Raw genomic sequence first — 18,037 nt, 5'->3', positions numbered from 1 at the left:
AGAGAGATGGCGCGCTGAATCTTGGCATTGCGTATCAGCGCTTCAGGGTTGGACTGACTGGCGTCAGGCACGGCAGCATTTGCGACAACGCTCGCGCCCATCGACACGAAAAAAGAGAAAAAGATCCACAGAGCTAGGGATGCCAGAGCAGACGTAGCGATGCTTCTGAAGATGATGGAAAAGAGGATGGAAACGCCCAGCCAAAAGGAAATGTAGACGATACTCACGATAAGATAGAGGAAGATGCGCCAGAGCTCTTCCGCTCCAGGAACAACGCCCACCACTTTCAGCCCCATGCCTGTAATAAGCAGAAGGATGGATGTCATGATAATGCTGATGGTAACAACACCCGCGAGAAACTTGCCGTTGATGACTGCGTCACGGTAAATAGGCTGGGAGAGCAGCTTGCTCAGCGTACCCTCGTTACGTTCCCTGTTGATTGCATCAAATCCCAGCACGAGTCCTATCAGCGGCCCGAAAAAGGCAACGAACTGCACGAGAGAGAAGACAACGCCCCTGGAGATAAAGAGCATCAGGAAGATAAACTTGGGCTTGGCCACTCCTTCGAGTTCCTGTTTGATCGTGACGCCCACCATGTACGCGATGATCAGGCTGACCATGGTGATCAACGAAAAAAGGATGATGAAGCGGTAACTGGAGAAATGGTCCGCCAGTTCTTTCTTGAATATGGGTTTCCAGCCTTGCACGTTATGTCTCCTGAAAGTACTTCATGTAGAGCTCTTCCAGCGTGTACTCCTCTGCGCCGAGGCCCAGTTTCTCCTGAGCCAGCCGATCCATGGAGCCTTGCCCCACCATCTTGCCCTTGATCATTATGCCGACGCGGCGGCAGAGCCTCTGCACCATGTGGAGGAAGTGGGAGCATAGAACAATCGTCATACCCTTTTCAGAAGAGAGGCTTTCGATGAGATCCATCATCCGGTTTGTGGCATCCGGGTCCAGCCCCAGCGTGGGCTCATCGAGAAACGCCAGCTTCGGTTCTTTGACGATCAGCTCCGCGAGACCCAGGCGCTGCCTCATGCCGCGTGAATAAGCGGCTACCTTTTTCTTGGTTTCGTCCCGGAGCCCCACAGTGTTGAGCGCGGCTTCAATGCGCCCCTCTGCCACGTCTCTCGGGATATTGTTCAGCTCGGCAACATAGCGGAGCGACTGCACTGCATCGAGGTCCCCGTAGAAGCCCATGTTTTCCGGCATGTAGCCGACCATGCCCTTGACCTTGATCGAGTCTCTCGTAGGATCGACGCCCAGGACCCGCACGCGTCCGCCCGTAGGCTCTGTGAGCCCGAGCAGCATAAGGATGGTCGTGGTCTTTCCCGCGCCGTTCGGACCGAGGAAACCGAACACCTCTCCCTGCATGACCTTGAAGGAGACATGATCCACGGCCACCTGCGTCTTGTAGGCCTTGGTAAGCTCCTCCGTCTCTATGATGACCTGTTGCTCATCAGCCATGGACTGCATCATGTCCCGTATCGTGTCCTGCATTGTTACCGCCTGCCGAGCCAGTGAAAGAGCCCTGTGAGGCCGAGCACCACGAGCACGATAATGCCGATGCCGATCCATCCCCAGGCAGTTGACGCTTTAACCGTTACACGAAACTCAAGGTTCTTGGATGCTTTCTCTGTGCTTATGCCAATACCCACGGAGTAGTCTCCCACCAGAGCTTCCTCGTAAGGCGTGATGGTGACCTCCACCTGTTTCAGCTCATTAGGCTCAAGGGTGGGGAGCTTCTCCGGCTTGAATTCCACTTTCCAGTTCTCCGGCTTGAAGGACATAAACTTGATTTCCTGCAAGGGGGCAGATCCCGTGTTCTTGACAAAGATCGACACGACTGAAGGCTTGCCCTGTCGTGCGTCAAGCGTGAGGAGGCCGCTGGGGGTGCCCGCATCGACGGAATACGTCCCTGTGAGCGCTACCATCAGCTTGGCTTCTGCTCTTGCGTCACCGGAAGCGACCCTCATGGTGATCGGGTATTCGCCCGCCTTGGAGTTCATCGCAGGCTTCACCTGGATTGCCACAGTCTGACTCGAATTGGCCTTCAGGCGCAGGCTGGTAATGTATTTGGTCTCATACGCAGGCTTGAAATTCACTTCCCAGCCTTCGGGCGTCTGTGCAGACAGGTCAAACACCGCGTCCCGGTCGAGCTTGCTTTCAACATCCACCGAGAACTCGAAGCTGGCGTCTGAAGGCCCGCGGAGCACAGGATAGGACGTGGTCAGGCGTACTCCACGGGTTTCCGCTCCTCCCTGCCGCTCTCTCACCTTGACAAGAATCGACTGATCCATCTTAAACTGCCCGTCTTTCGTCCTGGCCTGAACATCAAACGTGTAGTCACCTGTCTTCACCGTTTTGTCCGGCTCCGCCTCAAAGGCAATAGTCTTTTGCTCGCCCCACGGCACCGAAACCCCGGTGACCGTGTACTGATCGGTCTTGAGTCGCGCTTTCCATCCTTTCGGTACAGAAAGGATTGAGACGTCCACGTTCTCATTAGTGCGCCCCTTGTTGTCGAAGATGAGATTCATGGTGACGGTCTGTCCCGGCGGAACCTGGACTCCCGGGAATTCCGCAGACATCTGGATCGACCTCTCCGGTCGATTCTCCACATCTTCCTTCTTCTTGGTCTCGGCAGCCATTGATGCCCACCCCGAAAGAATCAGGCCTGAGGCTACCAGGGCTACCAGCATAAACAGGCGATATGATCTCGTTTTGCTCATAAACTTCCCTCCGATAAGAAAAGGATCAGCCAGGTTTTCTCCTCATTTGTAATCCGGAATGGCTAACAGCGGAATATGATATTCACTACTCAAAAAAAAAGTCAACACCTGCCGGGGTCTTGTTGTTCAGGCCGAAATGCGGCAGGTGTTGAGTATTGCGAACCTTATGGTTGAGATTATGCTTCGTACTTTCCTTCAAAAGGCCATGATGAGCGTGTGCCTGACCCCTGTGTCCACTTCCCTTACCTGTAATCTCAACTCTTTCGCCTTTGTTGCTTCAGCCGGAAAAAAGACGAAACCGTACGCTATCTCGCTGGGCCTTACGGGGCGGTTCTCAAGGCTTCTTCTATTCAGGTCTTCTCTGATCCTGACCTGAGGGTCGGTATCCATCGCTCCCTTGGTACCGCCGGCCACTCCGCCGATTGCGCCGCCCACCGCAGCCCCCATACCCGCTGCGCTGCCCACGTTTGTTCTGGTAACAATCCCGATAGCTGCGCCCAGCACGGCACCTGCCGCAGCCCCGAGGACGCCCCCCTTGGCTGCTCCCGGCAGCACTTTGCTCATCTCAGTCTTCTTCTGAATCCTGTCGTAGGCCATGTTCTGATCGAGTATGGGCCATAAATTACCGGTTGCGTCCACAAGAAATGTCTGGGACGGAACAATCTCAAGTGCATGCGTACCCTTGTTGTCAAAGATTATCTGCACAGGAAGAACGCCACTGCCGATCATATTAAAATCGAATGCCTTTGATGCCTCGTCAGGGTCATCATACGCCTTGGCCGCAATATCAGCGCCTCCCGCCACGGTAACATTGGGATAGGCCATCGGCAACTTGAATGGCACGACCTGCTGTGTATAGGTATGCGTCGAGCAGGCAGAGAGTGTGAGCGCCGCCACTATTGTGATGTACAGAAAGAAAAGCTTATAACCTCTGAACATGGGCACCTCCTGACCAACGCCGATTGTATGCCACCAAACGCTGTTTGTCAAACGGGGACAAGTCGCTTTCATGCATACAGCTTCCGGGTACCCAACCTGTGGCGTGGGTGTTGCGCCCTGTCTCTCTCCGACGTACTTTTAGTACGCCTGCGTTCGCCACGGCTTGAGCGCCTCGCTCTATTTTTGAATCCGACTTGTCACCACGTGCGCACTTTCGCGCAAAACTCTTTTGCTCGGGGTCCTAGGGTTTGTACCGTTTGTTGGCCTCGCGTTGGGCTCTTCGCGTCTGACCGAGGCCTTCATCCGTGTAAAGGCCTGTTCCGCAGTAAAATGCGAAATCGATGAGGGTGTTGAACAGTTGGATCTCCTCTTCCGATCTGCCCTTCTCCATCTCCAGCGCAACCCACCCCTGGAAACCGGGGCCGTGCTCCGAACGCACGTAGGATACTTTGAATTCTTTCATTTTGACGTGCTCAAGCAGTTCGGGTACCCGAGTGATCTTGAACCCGGCAAGCATGTTCCATGTGTGGACATAATGGCTGAGCATCAGGGGCAAAACAGGGAATGAAACAAGGTAACCGCCGAGGCCCACGATAGTAGGAGAAGAAAATTGCAGAAGCGCCTCCCGCCGAAAGCGGTCGGCGTTTTGCAGAAGATCCTCGTACGATGCGCCGCACACGTCCCTGTCTGCCGCGGAAACGATCAGGGCCTGGCCTTTGCCGACGACATCATCAATGATCGGGGCGAGGCTATAGGATACGAGCTCGGTAATCCTTACGCGCCGCGCGCCTGTTTCTGACGCGTGAGCACGGGAGCACGTGTAGGGTTTTATTTTTTCAGGCGCGAACAGCTCTGCAAGCCTTTGCTTGATCTGCAGGAATATGTCGTCACTGGTGTAGAGTACGACGGACCTGGGCATCCTGGATGATCCCCTCGACCTTCTGTCGTATCTTTGTCATGCGGTCAGGAGAAAACGGTCTGAGGTGTGCGAACGCCGGATTGAGCGTGTTTCTCGGGACAAAGTCTTGCACGAAAAAGCGCTTCGCTTTGGCCACGCGGGACGCGGCTTCGTACACGTCGACCTCCTTGTGGAGGAAAGGTACTACCGTCATCCTGAATTCGTGCTCCAGGGAAGTCGCGCTGATGAAGTCGATGCTTTCTTCGATCGCTGCGCGATGCACCGTGGTGCCGCACCACCTGTTGTAGCCGGAAATGGGCCCTTTCATATCCATGGCGATATAATCGATGAGGCCTGCCGCCACGAGGTCCTTCACTACACCGGGATGCGAACCGTTTGTGTCGAGCTTGACTTTGAAGCCCTTCTCTTTAAGGCGCTTGGCAAACAGGGGCAGGCCTCTCTGGAGCGTTGGCTCGCCGCCCGTAATGACCACCCTGTCGATCCACTTTCTGAATTTCATGAGGTGAGCAAAGATCTGCGCGTCCGGTATGTCGGGGACTCGATCGTGCTGCAGTACCAGATCGCTGTTATGACAGAAGGGACACCTGAAGTTGCAACCGCCGGTAAAAATAACAGAGGACAGGTGACCCCTCCAATCAAGAAAGCTGGTCTCTATGAAACCCTTGATGTGAAAACTATGCTCTGCTGACAACCTCGAGCACCTCCTCCATCTTGGGGACGCTGCCCCTCCATTCGCCTATCTCGTTCTCCATTGGGTCTTCAACTACGATGGTGGGCAGTGCCATAACACTGTAAAAACTGGCCTCGGCAAGGCCGTCAGCGGTTTCCACGTTATAATCAAGGACGGCGATGTTTTTCTGCCTGAGATTGTCGCCCAATTTCTTCGCCAGAGGACAGATCACGCAATCATCTTTGTAGAATATCTTTACTGTGCCCATCAATCGCCTCCTCCTTGAGATGTTTTATTCGGATGCAGGGTCCCGACTCATACAAAGAACGAACTCTCTCGTACTCCTGCTCAACAGGAACCCCGACCCCTCTGAACCCGGACCCTGCATCACTATAGAGCTCAACCCGCCGCTACTTTCTGCTTCTCTACATCCTGGCCCTGTGCAAAATACTCTGCGTTACGGTAACGATCTTTCAGCTCTCCCAGCTTCCCCTTATTCCAGCTTGAGACTTTGGTAAAGTAACCGGTGATGCGTGTGATACCGTCAATGTCGGCCGAGCCGCAGTACGCACAGTCATCTCTCAAGCCCCGCGACGTGCGATGACACGTGTTGCAGGTGGTGAACTCGGGCGAGAAGGCTATCTGATCGCTGGTGGTGTGGCGGAAAGTCTTCAGCACGAAGTCGCCAATGGCACCCGCCGACGGTTGCGCTTCACCCATCCAGACATGCGAGATGGAACCTGCCTCTATCAGAGGATGGAAGAGCCCCTCGTTGCTGACCCTTTCAATGGGATTCATGGGAACCCGCACATTGAGATGGGTTGAATTGGTGTAATAGACTTCACCTGAAGCTACATCTCCCTTCACGACTCTGCCGGATGCGGGAGAGAAGTAGCGCATATCAAGCCGCGCGAACCGGTAACTCGTACTCTCCGCCGGTGTCTGCTCTAAAACAAGCCTCATTCCCTCCTGCCTCTTCATTTTATCGGCGAGGAGCTTCATGTGAGCAAGAATCTTGAGACCGAACTTCAACGCTTTCTTGGAATCGTGCAGCTGTTCGCCGCTGTGGATCTGAACCATTTCGTTGAGGCCGACCATGCCCACGAGATGAGATGCCTTGTTCATTCTCAGATAGGACATGCCGTCCCGGTTCATCGTTAAAAGCGCCAGCGGCCCATTTTCACCCGCGGAGAGCAGCCTCTCGATGAAGGCCCTCTTCTCCTTGTGGGCCTTGACTGCAAGCATGAAGCGTTCCGTCAGAAGACTGAACAGCTTCGTATCGTCCTGCTGCGCCATGTACGCGATACGCGGAAGGTTGAGAGAAACATTCTGCAGCGCGCAATAACGCATCCTCCAGGGCTCCTTCGCGTCGAGCAGGTCATGTTCATCCAACTTGAAACTCAAGCGGCAGCACTCAGAGATCTTGGCTGTCTCACCGCGATCAAATACGAAATAGGTGTTACCCTTGTCTGATGCCACGTCGCATATATGGTCCAGAAAATCCTTGTACCCTTCGGTTTTGAAAAACTTCTCCGTGATATGAACCAGCGGCTTCGGGAAGAAGAACGGCCTGCCCGCGCCGTCCCCTTCTTTGAACACGTCGAAGAGCTTCCACACGAAACGCTGCGCTTCCTTCTCATACTGACCGTATGTTTTGCCCGTGAATTTGCCTCCCGGACCGATAGCCGGCACGTCAACAAAGTGTTTGGGAATCTCCCAGTAGAGGTTGATGTCCGTAAATATCGCCTGGCCGCCGCGCGCCACAGCCTGCTGGGAGAACTCGAATATGAGCATCTGCGCGAGCTGCTTGACATCGTTGTCGCTCATGCCTTCCAGGTACGGCGCAAAAAAGATATTTACCGCATCCCAGCCGATTGCGCCCGCAAAATGGCTCTGCAAGGCAGCTGCGAACTTTACCAGGTGCGCAAGGAGCACCTCAGGGTGTTTTGCGGGCTTTGCCATTGACAAGGAATGGGGCAAGTCCAGGCCGAATTTCTTTATGTACTCGAGCGACTGACCGCTGCAGTACGGCCGGTCGACGAAACCGAGGTCGTGGAGGTGAATATCACCGTTCATGTGGGCGTCGGCAACGTCCTGGGAAAAAACAGAGAGGAGGGCGAATTCTTTCTTAATCCTTTCGGCCAGCGTAAGGTTCGTTGCCTCTGGACCGTGCGGGACATTTGCATTCTCTTTGTTCGGATGGAGTATAAGCGTGTCGACGTCGTAGATAGGCATACCAAGACGGGTGTGCATCTTGCGTGCGCTTTCCATCCCCCGCTCTATCAGGCGGGCGTTCACCATTTCCCTGATAAGGGGGGCGGTGACCACTTTGATGCCTGATTTCCGGATAAGCGACTCGACATCCCTGCTTATGGCAGTTGCAGTGTCCTGATCGATGAGGGTCTCCCGCATCATGGCGTCGACTATCTTGTCCCTGTTCCACTCCGAAATATCCTCCTCGGAAGTTCGGACGAAGAGATTTAAGTCAGTTGTTTCGGTCATATATTCCCCCTCCACTAGATATAGTGCCCTAACTGGGTTTTATACTATATCTAGTATGCTGCGTTGTCAATGAAAAAATTTTAATTTTTTTATTTTGTGCAGAAAACTGTCGCTACCCAATCTCAGGTTCCGTCAGATTTCAGAATCTGCGCCGCTTCTTCCGGAGTCAATGACAGGTTGTAGAAATCATCTTCCCGTTTGTACCGGGACGATCTGAGGTCTCTCGGCAGTATCTCTACGCGCCAGTGGCAATAGTCCTTGAGCTCGGGAGGCTCCTGGGCTGTTTCCTGCGTTATCAGATTGGGTGACGTATGGATTACGATGGTGTGGGAGCTCCTGGCACGCTCAACGCGCCGTATCACGTCGAGGAACAGACGGATGAATTCATATTTCAACGCCCTGTCGTCACCCATGGATTCGAAGGCGTGGTGGTGAAACCTCGGGAGCAGGCAGACTTCAAAAGGGAACTTCGGGGCAAAGGGACAGAACGCGACGAAGTTCTCGGACATCGCTACGATCCGCTTGTTCTGCCGTATCTCCTGCGCGGTGATATCGCACAACAGACACCGTTCCTTCTGCAGGTAATGCTCCTTGGCGTTGACCAGTTCCAGCAGCGTGCCGTGAGGGATCAAGGAAGTCGCCAGCACGTGCGAATGGGGATGATACATGTAGGAACCCGCCAGCTCGCCATGGTTTCTGTACACCTGCACGTATTTGAACCTTTTGTCATTTTTCAGGTCTAAAATCCGTTCTGTGTACATGTCGAAGACTGACGTCATCTCCTGTTCATCGAAATCGGATAAATTTTTTGTGTGGGCCCTGCTCTCCACCACTATCTCATGAGCGCCCACGTTCCCCATCCTGTCGTACATCCCTTCCGCTCTCTTGCTGCTTTGCGCCTCTATCATGAATATCGGATTGGTTGCAGGGACAGAACGCACGAGCCATGCGCCATCGCCGCCCTTGATCTCTCGTATCGAGCTCCCGGAAAGATGTTCATTGCCTGGGCAGAAAGGGCAGACATCCACTTCGCTTCTCCTGGCCCACGTCAATCCAACCACAACCCACGTGCCGGAAAGAGGGTCTCTTCTGACCTCAGCCATTCTACCAACATAAACCAAATCACCGGGCTTGTAAAGACGTACGAGAGGACATACCTTTTGACAAGAAGCCCGAGGCTGTGATAAAAAAGGCTTATGAGTCTCGCCATTTACAATACATTCACAGGGAAAAAAGAGGAATTCATTCCGGTAACCCCCGGCCATGTGAAGTGCTATGTCTGCGGTATCACGGTCTATGATCATTCGCATGTGGGCCATGCACGCAGCGTCATAGTCTTTGACGTAATCTATCGTTATCTCGCGAGCCTCGGGTATGAACTCACCTATGTCAGGAATTACACCGATATCGACGACAAGATTATCAAGCGGGCCAACGCAGAAGGCAGGGACTGGAAAGAAATTGCCGGGACATACATAGCCTCTTTCGAGGAAGACATGGCTGCGCTCGGGGTCATGCCTCCCACCGTTCAGCCAAAAGCCACGGAACACATCGAGGACATGATCACCTTTATCGAACGCCTTGTGGAGCGGGGCTGCGCCTATGAGATTGACGGCAGCGTCTACTTCTCGGTGAGGAACTACGACGGGTACGGCGCCTTGTCCGGAAGAAGCCTCGAGGAAATGATCGCAGGGGCACGTGTCGAGGTGGACGAACGAAAGAAGGATCCTCTCGACTTTGCCCTGTGGAAGGCATCAAAACCCGGGGAGCCGTTCTGGGAATCCCCGTGGGGCAAGGGAAGGCCGGGCTGGCATATCGAGTGCTCTGTCATGAGCACCAAGTACCTGGGTAACCCTTTCGATTTTCACGGAGGAGGCAAGGACCTGGTTTTCCCGCACCATGAGAATGAACGTGCCCAGACCGAGTGCGCGACAGGAAGAAAGTTCGTCAATTACTGGGTCCACAACGGCTTCGTAACCATGCAACGTGAGAAGATGTCAAAGTCGCTGGGGAACTTCCTTACCATCAAAGATTTCTTGAAGTGGTACCATCCCGAGGTCCTGCGCCTCTTTTTTCTATCCACCCATTACAGGAACCCGATCGATTACACGGAGCAATCCCTGGACAACGCTCAGAGCGCGTTGCAGAAACTCTATTACACGCTCGCCAGAATTCGCGAGCTGCGAAAGGGAGAGAATGCCGTCTCATCTCCCGCCGAAGGCCACGCCAGCCCTGAGCTTCAGGAAATCGAGAAAAGATTCTACGAGGCCATGAACGACGACTTCAACACGGCGCTGGCCCTTTCAGCGCTGTTCGATCTGTCGAGAATCCTCAACCGGATGGTGGACGAGCCGGATGAAAGCAAGCGGCCCGCAGTCGCCCACGGAGAGCAGCTTTTCACGTCGATGAGTTCAAAGCTGGGGCTCATCAGCGAGGATCCGGACTCCTTCGGCAGGGGCGAACTGCTCCGTCACCTGAAAAGGGTTGGGCTGGACGAGGCTGCAGTGCAGAAGGCCATCGAGGACCGCTCAGAGGCGCGCAAGCGCAAGAACTACAAAGAAGCGGACGATATCCGCAACATGCTGCTCGAAAAGGGCATCATCCTGCTCGACACACCAAACGGCACCACATGGAGGACAAAATGACTGAGATTCGGTTTCACGGTAGAGGCGGCCAGGGTGCGGTCACCTCGGCAGAGCTTGTTGCGCAGGCCGCAATAGGTGAAGGCCTCTATGCCCAGGCGTTTCCGAATTTCGGTCCGGAGCGCAGGGGGGCGCCTGTGCTTTCCTTCCTGCGGGTCTCCGACAAGCCCATTCGTATCCGTTCGAAGGTGTATAAGCCCGACGTGATCGTGATTCTCGATCCGACCCTTCTTTCTTCTGCGAGCCCCACAGAGGGGCTCAAGAAAGACGGCCTCGTCGTGATCAACAGCAACAAGCCCGAGGAGGAACTGCGCAAACTTTTTCCCGGATTCAGGATCGCAGCCGTAGATGCTTCGCGCATCGCCCGTGAAGAGATGGGCGTACCAATCACGAATACCACGATGTTAGGCAGTCTCGTCAAAGCAACAAAGATCATAAAGCTCTCCTCACTTGATCTCCCCACAAAACAACGGTTCGGCCTGATCGCACAGAAGAATGTCAAGGCCTACACCAGGGCGTTCGAGGAAACGCAGATGATAGTACAGGGATGATTAAACCCTGGCACATTCTCAATTCAAAAACAGGCGCAGACTACAGGGTCTTCAAAGTCCGGGTAGATCAAGCCGTCTCACCGAGAACAGGACGCTCCGGCGAGTTCTACACGCTCCAGTCGAAGAACTGGGTGAACGTCATTGCTCTCACTGCAGACGCATGCGTTGTCATGATCAGGCAGTACAGGCATGGCACCAGGGATGTGATGCTTGAGATACCCGGCGGGCTTGTGGATGAAGCCGATGCAAAAGATGCCGCCCAAAGAGAACTCCTTGAGGAAACAGGTTATGCGGGGCCGCGCGTAAGTCTCCTCGGCACGACCAACCCGAACCCGGCGATATTCGACAACACCTGTTACACCTACCTGGTGGAGGAAGCAAGGAAGGTACAGGAACCCTTGCTTGAAACCTATGAAGATATAGAAGTTGAACTGGTTCCCCTCGCATCTGTCCCGCACCTGCTCAGCGACGGCACGATCAACCACGCCCTGGTCACTGTGGCGTTTCACTTTTTTTTCCAGAAACGGGGTTATCCGGCAACCTCATGCTTCGGGAAGTAGATCGCACAAGAACGCGGCGGAATGGCCGCAAGCCCTTGCTTGCCGACATTGTACGCACACTGGAAAGAAGAGTCTCTCCTGTAGGATGTGAAACCATTCCCTGTCGTAAGGCCCTGGGGCGCATTGCTGCACGCACTGTGAAAGCCGGTCGGAACCTTCCGCTTTTTGATGTTTCAGCGCTTGACGGGTTTGCCTGCAAGGGGCCGGGTACTCGGTTCGTCGTCAAAGGATCTTCGGGCCCGGGAGAAAAATCATTGCTCCGTTTGCAAGCAGGAGAAGCGCTTTTTGTGCCGACTGGAGCCGCGATACCGCCGCACACGCGTTTCGTGCCTGTCGAGCAGGTGCGTGAAGAGGCCGGACACATCCTGGTAAAGGCTTCAGGGGACATGCGGAAGACATGGAAGAAAGGCTACTGGATAAAGAAGGCGGATGAGGTCGTCAAAAGAGGTGAGCGCGTGAAGCCGAGGACCATGGAGCTTCTGGCCCTCGCGGGTCTCAGGGACATAGCTCTTTTCCTGAAGCCGAAGGTCTGCATTCTCTCCACAGGCAATGAGCTGAAAACAGGCCTACTGCCCAATTCAAACCAGTCTCTTCTCGCAGCACTCGTTGAGAGGGACGGGGGAGAGATTGCACAGCTGGCAACCGCAGGCGATGATGATGAAGAGATTGGAGAGAGCATCGCCGCAATGGCAGGCGCTGATCTTCTGCTGGTCACCGGGGGCACTGCCATGGGCAAGAGGGACGTGACGCGCTCATCTTTCGAGAAACGAAGGGCTACTTTTCTCCTTGACGGCCTGCCGATCGTACCCGGCAAGACAATGACTGCAGGAAAACTTGCAGAGACGCTCTTCTTTATCCTCCCTGGGAACCCTCGGGCATTAAGAACCCTCTACGAGGCGTTCATCAAGCGTTGCCTGTGGAAGCTCGCCGGCAGGTCAGGCGGCCCGCAATCAGGAACAGTGCCCGTGCCCGATGATCTGGAGAAAGAGAAGGACAGGATTCACCTCATCCCCGTGACGCTCGCGCGCAGTCCTGCAGCGCGCATTACAGAGCTATACGCGGATGAGCCCGACGCTTTCATTATCCTGGAACGCGGGATCACGAGAGTGAGGAAAGGCAGGGAGGTAGAACTGCAATGGCTGGACCCATGATCCCGGTACTCTCTGTCGTCGGAAGGTCAAACACCGGCAAGACCACGTTCATCGAGAAATTGATACCGATGCTGCGGGCGAAAGGCCTTCAGATCGCGACAATAAAGCATCACCGTCACGATTTCGAATCTGACAGGGAGGGCAAAGACAGCTATCGTCACAAGAAAGCAGGCGCCCGTGTCTCGATGATTGTTTCTCCCCAGAAAGTCGCGCTCACCGCGGATACCGATAAAGAATTGACCATTGCAGAACTGGTCTCAACCTACATCAGGGAAGTTGACCTTGTTATCATCGAGGGGTTCAAAGAAGAGCGCGGTCCAAAGATCGAGGTCTACAAATTTTCTGAGGAAGTCGCCCCGCTCTCATGTGAGGACCGGGACGTGTTTGCACTGATGTCGGACAGGCCGGTAGATGCGCCGGTGCCGGTATTCTCGCGGGATGACGTCGCAGCGGCTGCAGAGTTGATCCTGTCGAGGTTGAAACTGAAGCCGGGATCACCGGCAAAATCCTGAATTCTAATTTCTAAATCCTAAACAAATTCATACATGTCGAATATCTCAAACAGGGACTTTAGCTCATAGTCGCGCTTGACTTTGTTTGGAATTTTGGTCATTTGAGATTGTTGAGAATTCAGGGCTTAGAATTTGTAATTCTGGTGGCGGGATGCATGTCCCTAGTTCTTGTAAAAGACTCTTTTCAATTCTTTCACGAGGGCGATGTTTTCGAGGTGCCCCGTGCCTTTCGCCAGCACCTTGCCGACAACGGGGCGGGAAAGAAGATAGAGGTCGCCCAGCAGATCAAGAACCTTGTGACGCACGAACTCATCCTCAAACCTGAGCTTCGTGTTGATGACATTATCATCGTTCAGAATGATCACGTTGCTGATTCGCCCCCCTGATCCCAGCCCCATCTTCTCCAGTTTCTCGAAGTCTTTCAAGAAACCGAAGGTGCGCGCAGGCGCTATATCAGTAACGAAACGCTCTTTTCCTCCCGAGAACTGGTAGCGTTGCACGCCTACAGGCTTCGGGTAGCTGAGCGTGTAGTCAATGATAAGCTCCGTTGCAGGTTCGACGGAAAGATACTTGCCTTCAGGGAGATTGGGAACTGCCACCCGTTCTGTCACCTTCAGCGGCTCTATACCAGCATCCTGTTCCACGACACCGGCTTCCTCAATCTTGAGACAAAGATCAATCGCAGAGCCGTCAAAAATAGGCACCTCCTCACTCACCTTGATGAGCAGATTGGTGAGGCCGTACATATGACAGGTCGCCAGCAGATGCTCCACGGTTCTAACTGCACAGTCTCTGCCTTTGATGGAGGAGGCAAACCCGGAAGAGAAAACATAGTCGATGAATGCTGGAATCCTCTCGCCGTCAGGAACGTGCTCAAAAACGATGCCCGTGTCAGCCGGCATGGGAAGCAGTATCATTCCTGTCTTCACGCCCGAATGGAGCCCCACACCGTAAACTACGATACTCTTGGCGAGCGTCTTCTGTTTGCACACCTCGAGGCCTGTCGGCACTTCAATCTTGAGCGCGTCCCGCCTGTTCTTCCCGTTCCCTTTTCCGGCAAGACTTCTCGAGATGACCTCGAGTACCTTCTCGATCGAAAGAGGCTTCTCCAGAAAGTCTGTTGCCCCCATCTTCACCGCTTCAACCGCGGTAGAGATGGTGCCGTGGCCGGAAATGACTATGATCACGGCGTCGCTATCCTTCTTCCGTATGTGCCGAAGCACATCCAAACCATCCATCTCGGGCATCCACACATCGAGCAGTACCACCCTGGGCTTTACGTGCTCAAAGAGCGCAAGGCCCTCTTTGCCGTCCCTCGCGCTGAACACGGAGAAGCCCTCTTCTCTCAAGATGGAGGAGAGGCTTTCGACTATACTCTTCTCATCATCGATGATCAGGACCTGGTGTGACCCGCCGTTGCCTGATTGATTCATGACTCGCCAACCATTTTCTGACACGTGTATTCCAGAAGCACGGCCAGAGCTTCCATATCGAGAAAAGACGACGCAGATTCATCGAACAGAAACTGAAAGGAAGCTTCGAACTCCTCGTCCTTGTCCCAGAAGATGACGAGCAAAGGCACTTTCGGGAAAGGACGCAGAGCGGCCGCTACGTCCGGCTTTGCTTCTGAACGGTAGAGGCTGGCACCCAGCGCACCGAGTCTCTCTCTGAGAAGCGCTTGATTCCCGCCGAAGGCTTTGGCGAGCCGGTCCTCTATGTTGGCCTTTATGTAAGATGCGAACTGCGCACCATCCGAAAAATCCCGATACGCTACCCATCTGTTTCGCAACAGGTCATCCCCGGCTGTAAGAAGATACCTGAGCACAAGAATTGATCCGATGGTATCAAGCCTCGACTGCCCCTTGTACACGCCGTCATCCCTGACCGTGCACGCCTCACCGAATAGAGGAACTTGCGCAGAACCGTCTACTAACGCTCCGCCAAGGTCGGGCGCCGATGCCCCAACATTTTTCTTCCTTGACTCCTCCAGAAGCTCGGCCAGTACTGCATCATAATTGGATTTACCTTCGCTGAAAAACATCCGGAATAGTCTACCGAAATCGGCCCAAATTTACAACCTGCGCAGGTGTGGGCGTTTACAGCCGTCAAGGCCTGTGCCATACTAAAAAAGATGAGAGGCAACAGCGGATACCCCTGATGGAACGAGACGAAGAACAGAATATATCCTCAACCAAGGAGATCGATTTCACCAACATTCCGCTGCTGGCGGAGCTCGACAGGATAAGGCTGGCGGAGCTGATCCCCAGCTTCGAACAGCTTCGGGTTAGGTCGGGAGAGATCCTCTACGAAGCCGGAGAGCCGGGCGATTCCCTCTACATCATCATCGACGGCATAGTGCGCATTTTTTTGAGGCGGGACGGCCGGGTACCCGCAGCCGTGGAGCGGCTGGAGGGTGGAGGGGAGGCTCCGACGGCCGGGTACCCGCTTGCGGGTGCGATGGAGGGGGCGACGCGAGCCCCATATATAGAAATTGCCTGCCTGGGTCCGGGCGATTGGTTCGGCGAGCTGGCGCTCCTGACAGGAGAGCCGAGGTCCACAGACGCCGAGGCCCAGACAGAACTGACGCTGCTGAAACTCTCGCGGGATAGCTTCAACAACCTCATAAAGAAATACCCGTCCCTCGGGGTGAGTCTGGCCGGGCTGCTGGCCGCCAAGCTTGCATCAGCGAATGTGGTCATGAGGGGAAGCACAGATGCGCTCGTGCGCTCAAAGCCTCCAGCCGGCGGTGGCGCTGGCGTGAGTCGGGTAAGACCTTTGGCTCCTTCCGCAAGAGCGAGTTTCGGGCAGAAAATTCGCGCCTGGTCAAAGGACAGGCGATTTCTCGCATACGTTCTTATGGCGCTCGTCTGCATACCTTCTGCGCTTTTCCTGCGTTCAGCGGGCCTTGCGAATCCCCGCGTCGTGCTCTTCGAGTTGCTTGTCGCCGCAACTATTCTGTGGAGCCTGAACGCATTCTCTTTTCACACGATTTCAATCGGCCTTCCGGTAGTGGCAGTGCTGCTCGGTGCAACCAAGCCTGCAGCGGCATTCTCAGGCTTTTCCAGCTCCACGTGGTTTCTTGTACTCGCCGTCTTCGGTATCTCAGCCTCCATCGCAAAAACAGGTCTCCTCTACCGCCTGACACTCGTGATGATCAAGCGCTTCCCCCGCAGCTATGTTGGGCAGGCGTTCGCGGTGGCTTTTTCGGGACTCTTACTGACGCCTATTATCCCTTCTCCCAATGGCAGGTTGGCGCTTGCAAGTCCGCTTATTCTCACTCTTACCGAGATTCTGGGGTATAAGAAAGGAAGTGCTGGAGCCGTAGGGCTTGCCATGGCCAGCTTTCTGGGCCACGGGAACATGACACCTATGTTCATGAACGGCTCTTTTGTCTGTTTCTTCATGCTTGGACTCCTGCCCCCGGATATCGGCGCCTCCATAACCTGGGGTTACTGGCTCAAGGCGGCCTGGCTCCTCTCGGTCCTTTATTTTTGCCTTTCTTATGTTGCGGTAATCGCTCTCTACCGCCCGACAGAACAGCGGGAATTGGTCTCCTCGGTTGCGGACGCCCAGTTGCGGACGCTCGGCCGATTGACCATGGAAGAAAAGGTGTGTCTTCTTGCCGTTCTCACATCCCTGGCGGGCTTTTTAACCCAGTCGTGGCATCACATCGACGGCGCCTGGATAGCTATGCTGTGCGTTCTCATCCTTTTCGGGACGTCGGTTCTCGATCAGGCCACACTCCGCAACTCGATAGACTGGGCCTTTCTGATCTCCCTCGGTGCGCTGATAGGCTTCGGCAATGTCATATCTGCCAGCGGTCTTCCTGAAATAGTAGCGGCTACCGCAAAACCTTACCTGCAGTATCTCGTAGGCAGCAGGCTGCTATTCCTTCTGGCGATAACGCTGAGCATAGTCATGATCCGCTTCGTCCTGCCGGCTTTTCCTTCACTCGTGGTATGCATCCTGGCGCTCCTGCCCATCAGCGCCGCTCTGGAGATCAGCCCGTTTGTCATTGGATTGATAGTGCTTCTGGTGAACGAGCCCTGGTTGCTGCCGCACCAGAGCATGATCTTCCAGACGCTGCTTTCAAGCACCGAGGGACGGCTTTTCGATCATGCGCAGACCGTGAAGTTCGCGCTCGCGCACGTGCTTATATCTCTCGCCGCGATAGCAGTTTCGTATCCATATTGGAAGTATCTCGGCCTTATCCGCTAGATGTCGATTCGGCTTCAAGCTCCTACCGTCGTTGCCCTTCGGCCTGTTCCACCTCGACGTACTATTAGTACGCCTCCGGTAGCCCACGCCTCGGCTCGCCTCGGTATGCATCTTGAATCCGAATCGACATTGGCCATCCTAACGATCACCACGACGCATTCACTGAGCTGTGAGATACCCTATTCGATCCTGTAGGCGTGCCAGGATGGACCTTTTCGGAGCGAACATCGCGAAAGCTCTGGGGTACCCACAACCGAAGACGAGCGTGAAGCGTCCAGTGGGTCAGAGCTGAAGCGCCTAGAGAGCGGAGGAAACGGTGCGAGCGGCCGGCTACCATTCACACCCCTTCCGTAAAGGTTTGGTATTCAATCGTATAAGTCGGGAATAGAAAAGCCAAACGGTGTAACCCGCCTGGCTTTTCTCTGCAGGCCAATGGTCAGATGGTTCTACGCGCCGGCGGCTGGCGTGCCTCCACCCTGTCTCGCAACAAAGCCCTGCGTCGCCAGGCCTGTAGCAGAAGGCGTCCCTGCGATCTGAGCGAGGTAGGTCCCGTCGAGATTCTTGATGTGCGCGTCAACATTATCGAAGTAATTGTAATGTATCTGCTCTTCGTCCATGATCAGTTCGAAAAGCTTTGAGCTGAT

General features: G+C 54.6%; 18 protein-coding genes. 6 read left to right on the top strand and 12 right to left on the bottom strand.

All coding sequences use genetic code 11. The features are described from left to right. The 9 genes from VMT71_14520 to VMT71_14480 form a co-directional block, all read right to left on the bottom strand. On the bottom strand, window positions 1-707 hold a 707-nt coding region (locus VMT71_14520), incomplete at its 3' end, for an ABC transporter permease subunit (protein HVN25185.1). A gap of 1 nt (window position 708) precedes the next feature. Continuing rightward, window positions 709-1,500: an ABC transporter ATP-binding protein gene (locus VMT71_14515; GenBank protein ID HVN25184.1), complete on the bottom strand. Its 792-nt coding sequence runs from the start codon at window positions 1,498-1,500 to the stop codon at window positions 709-711. Between the two features lie 2 nt (window positions 1,501-1,502). Next, window positions 1,503-2,729 (bottom strand): NEW3 domain-containing protein, encoded by a 1,227-nt coding sequence (locus tag VMT71_14510; GenBank protein HVN25183.1) that lies wholly within the window; start codon window positions 2,727-2,729, stop codon window positions 1,503-1,505. 195 nt (window positions 2,730-2,924) lie between these two features. Beyond that, window positions 2,925-3,668 (bottom strand): hypothetical protein, encoded by a 744-nt coding sequence (locus VMT71_14505; protein HVN25182.1) that lies wholly within the window; start codon window positions 3,666-3,668, stop codon window positions 2,925-2,927. A gap of 241 nt (window positions 3,669-3,909) precedes the next feature. Then, complete coding sequence (cas6, locus tag VMT71_14500; GenBank protein ID HVN25181.1) at window positions 3,910-4,587, bottom strand: CRISPR system precrRNA processing endoribonuclease RAMP protein Cas6; 678 nt, start codon at window positions 4,585-4,587, stop codon at window positions 3,910-3,912. Then, window positions 4,556-5,278: an anaerobic ribonucleoside-triphosphate reductase activating protein gene (locus VMT71_14495; GenBank protein HVN25180.1), complete on the bottom strand. Its 723-nt coding sequence runs from the start codon at window positions 5,276-5,278 to the stop codon at window positions 4,556-4,558. Before VMT71_14495 ends, cas6 begins: the two co-directional genes overlap by 32 nt. Continuing rightward, window positions 5,262-5,525 carry a hypothetical protein gene (locus tag VMT71_14490; protein HVN25179.1) on the bottom strand — a complete coding sequence of 88 codons (264 nt, stop codon included), beginning with the start codon at window positions 5,523-5,525 and terminating at the stop codon, window positions 5,262-5,264. The genes VMT71_14495 and VMT71_14490 overlap by 17 nt, the downstream gene beginning before the upstream one ends. Before the next feature lie 131 nt (window positions 5,526-5,656). Further along, window positions 5,657-7,759, bottom strand: a complete 2,103-nt coding sequence (gene nrdD, locus VMT71_14485; GenBank protein HVN25178.1) for an anaerobic ribonucleoside-triphosphate reductase — start codon at window positions 7,757-7,759, stop codon at window positions 5,657-5,659. Between the two features lie 122 nt (window positions 7,760-7,881). Next, on the bottom strand, window positions 7,882-8,862 hold the full coding sequence (locus VMT71_14480; GenBank protein HVN25177.1) for a DUF4931 domain-containing protein: 981 nt from the start codon (window positions 8,860-8,862) through the stop codon (window positions 7,882-7,884). Between the two features lie 93 nt (window positions 8,863-8,955). On the opposite strand from VMT71_14480, the gene cysS reads away from it, so the two are divergent. From cysS to mobB, 5 genes are read left to right on the top strand one after another with little or no spacing between them, the layout of a single operon-like run. After that, window positions 8,956-10,404, top strand: coding sequence for a cysteine--tRNA ligase (cysS, locus tag VMT71_14475; GenBank protein HVN25176.1), 1,449 nt, complete (start codon window positions 8,956-8,958; stop codon window positions 10,402-10,404). Then, window positions 10,401-10,952: a 2-oxoacid:acceptor oxidoreductase family protein gene (locus VMT71_14470; protein ID HVN25175.1), complete on the top strand. Its 552-nt coding sequence runs from the start codon at window positions 10,401-10,403 to the stop codon at window positions 10,950-10,952. The genes cysS and VMT71_14470 overlap by 4 nt, the downstream gene beginning before the upstream one ends. Continuing rightward, on the top strand, window positions 10,949-11,512 hold the full coding sequence (locus VMT71_14465; GenBank protein ID HVN25174.1) for an NUDIX hydrolase: 564 nt from the start codon (window positions 10,949-10,951) through the stop codon (window positions 11,510-11,512). The genes VMT71_14470 and VMT71_14465 overlap by 4 nt, the downstream gene beginning before the upstream one ends. Next, window positions 11,497-12,663, top strand: a complete 1,167-nt coding sequence (locus VMT71_14460) for a molybdopterin molybdotransferase MoeA (protein ID HVN25173.1) — start codon at window positions 11,497-11,499, stop codon at window positions 12,661-12,663. Before VMT71_14465 ends, VMT71_14460 begins: the two co-directional genes overlap by 16 nt. After that, complete coding sequence (gene mobB, locus VMT71_14455) at window positions 12,648-13,175, top strand: molybdopterin-guanine dinucleotide biosynthesis protein B (GenBank protein ID HVN25172.1); 528 nt, start codon at window positions 12,648-12,650, stop codon at window positions 13,173-13,175. The genes VMT71_14460 and mobB overlap by 16 nt, the downstream gene beginning before the upstream one ends. A gap of 161 nt (window positions 13,176-13,336) precedes the next feature. Here mobB and lpxC read toward each other — a convergent pair whose 3' ends face one another. Both lpxC and VMT71_14445 read right to left on the bottom strand, forming a co-directional pair. Continuing rightward, window positions 13,337-14,608 carry a UDP-3-O-acyl-N-acetylglucosamine deacetylase gene (gene lpxC / locus VMT71_14450; GenBank protein ID HVN25171.1) on the bottom strand — a complete coding sequence of 424 codons (1,272 nt, stop codon included), beginning with the start codon at window positions 14,606-14,608 and terminating at the stop codon, window positions 13,337-13,339. Beyond that, complete coding sequence (locus VMT71_14445) at window positions 14,605-15,216, bottom strand: DUF3786 domain-containing protein (GenBank protein ID HVN25170.1); 612 nt, start codon at window positions 15,214-15,216, stop codon at window positions 14,605-14,607. Before VMT71_14445 ends, lpxC begins: the two co-directional genes overlap by 4 nt. 116 nt (window positions 15,217-15,332) lie before the next feature. Here VMT71_14445 and VMT71_14440 point away from each other — a divergent pair, with 116 nt between their 5' ends. After that, window positions 15,333-17,393: an SLC13 family permease gene (locus tag VMT71_14440; protein HVN25169.1), complete on the top strand. Its 2,061-nt coding sequence runs from the start codon at window positions 15,333-15,335 to the stop codon at window positions 17,391-17,393. Between the two features lie 446 nt (window positions 17,394-17,839). Here the strand turns inward: VMT71_14440 and VMT71_14435 are convergent. After that, on the bottom strand, window positions 17,840-18,037 hold a 198-nt coding region (locus VMT71_14435), incomplete at its 5' end, for a hypothetical protein (protein ID HVN25168.1).

It is taken from the genome of Syntrophorhabdales bacterium (assembly GCA_035541455.1).
Lineage (GTDB): Bacteria > Desulfobacterota > Syntrophorhabdia > Syntrophorhabdales > WCHB1-27 > JADGQN01.
This window is presented reverse-complemented; position numbering and strand designations above follow the sequence as displayed.

Coding starts and splice junctions, on each gene's coding strand:
- VMT71_14515 (HVN25184.1), bottom strand. CDS start 1,500: ATGCAGGACACGATACGGGACATGATGCAGTCCATGGCTGATGAGCAA.
- VMT71_14510 (HVN25183.1), bottom strand. CDS start 2,729: ATGAGCAAAACGAGATCATATCGCCTGTTTATGCTGGTAGCCCTGGTA.
- VMT71_14505 (HVN25182.1), bottom strand. CDS start 3,668: ATGTTCAGAGGTTATAAGCTTTTCTTTCTGTACATCACAATAGTGGCG.
- cas6 (HVN25181.1), bottom strand. CDS start 4,587: ATGCCCAGGTCCGTCGTACTCTACACCAGTGACGACATATTCCTGCAG.
- VMT71_14490 (HVN25179.1), bottom strand. CDS start 5,525: ATGGGCACAGTAAAGATATTCTACAAAGATGATTGCGTGATCTGTCCT.
- nrdD (HVN25178.1), bottom strand. CDS start 7,759: ATGACCGAAACAACTGACTTAAATCTCTTCGTCCGAACTTCCGAGGAG.
- VMT71_14480 (HVN25177.1), bottom strand. CDS start 8,862: ATGGCTGAGGTCAGAAGAGACCCTCTTTCCGGCACGTGGGTTGTGGTT.
- cysS (HVN25176.1), top strand. CDS start 8,956: ATGAGTCTCGCCATTTACAATACATTCACAGGGAAAAAAGAGGAATTC.
- VMT71_14470 (HVN25175.1), top strand. CDS start 10,401: ATGACTGAGATTCGGTTTCACGGTAGAGGCGGCCAGGGTGCGGTCACC.
- VMT71_14465 (HVN25174.1), top strand. CDS start 10,949: ATGATTAAACCCTGGCACATTCTCAATTCAAAAACAGGCGCAGACTAC.
- VMT71_14460 (HVN25173.1), top strand. CDS start 11,497: ATGCTTCGGGAAGTAGATCGCACAAGAACGCGGCGGAATGGCCGCAAG.
- mobB (HVN25172.1), top strand. CDS start 12,648: ATGGCTGGACCCATGATCCCGGTACTCTCTGTCGTCGGAAGGTCAAAC.
- lpxC (HVN25171.1), bottom strand. CDS start 14,608: ATGAATCAATCAGGCAACGGCGGGTCACACCAGGTCCTGATCATCGAT.
- VMT71_14445 (HVN25170.1), bottom strand. CDS start 15,216: ATGTTTTTCAGCGAAGGTAAATCCAATTATGATGCAGTACTGGCCGAG.
- VMT71_14440 (HVN25169.1), top strand. CDS start 15,333: ATGGAACGAGACGAAGAACAGAATATATCCTCAACCAAGGAGATCGAT.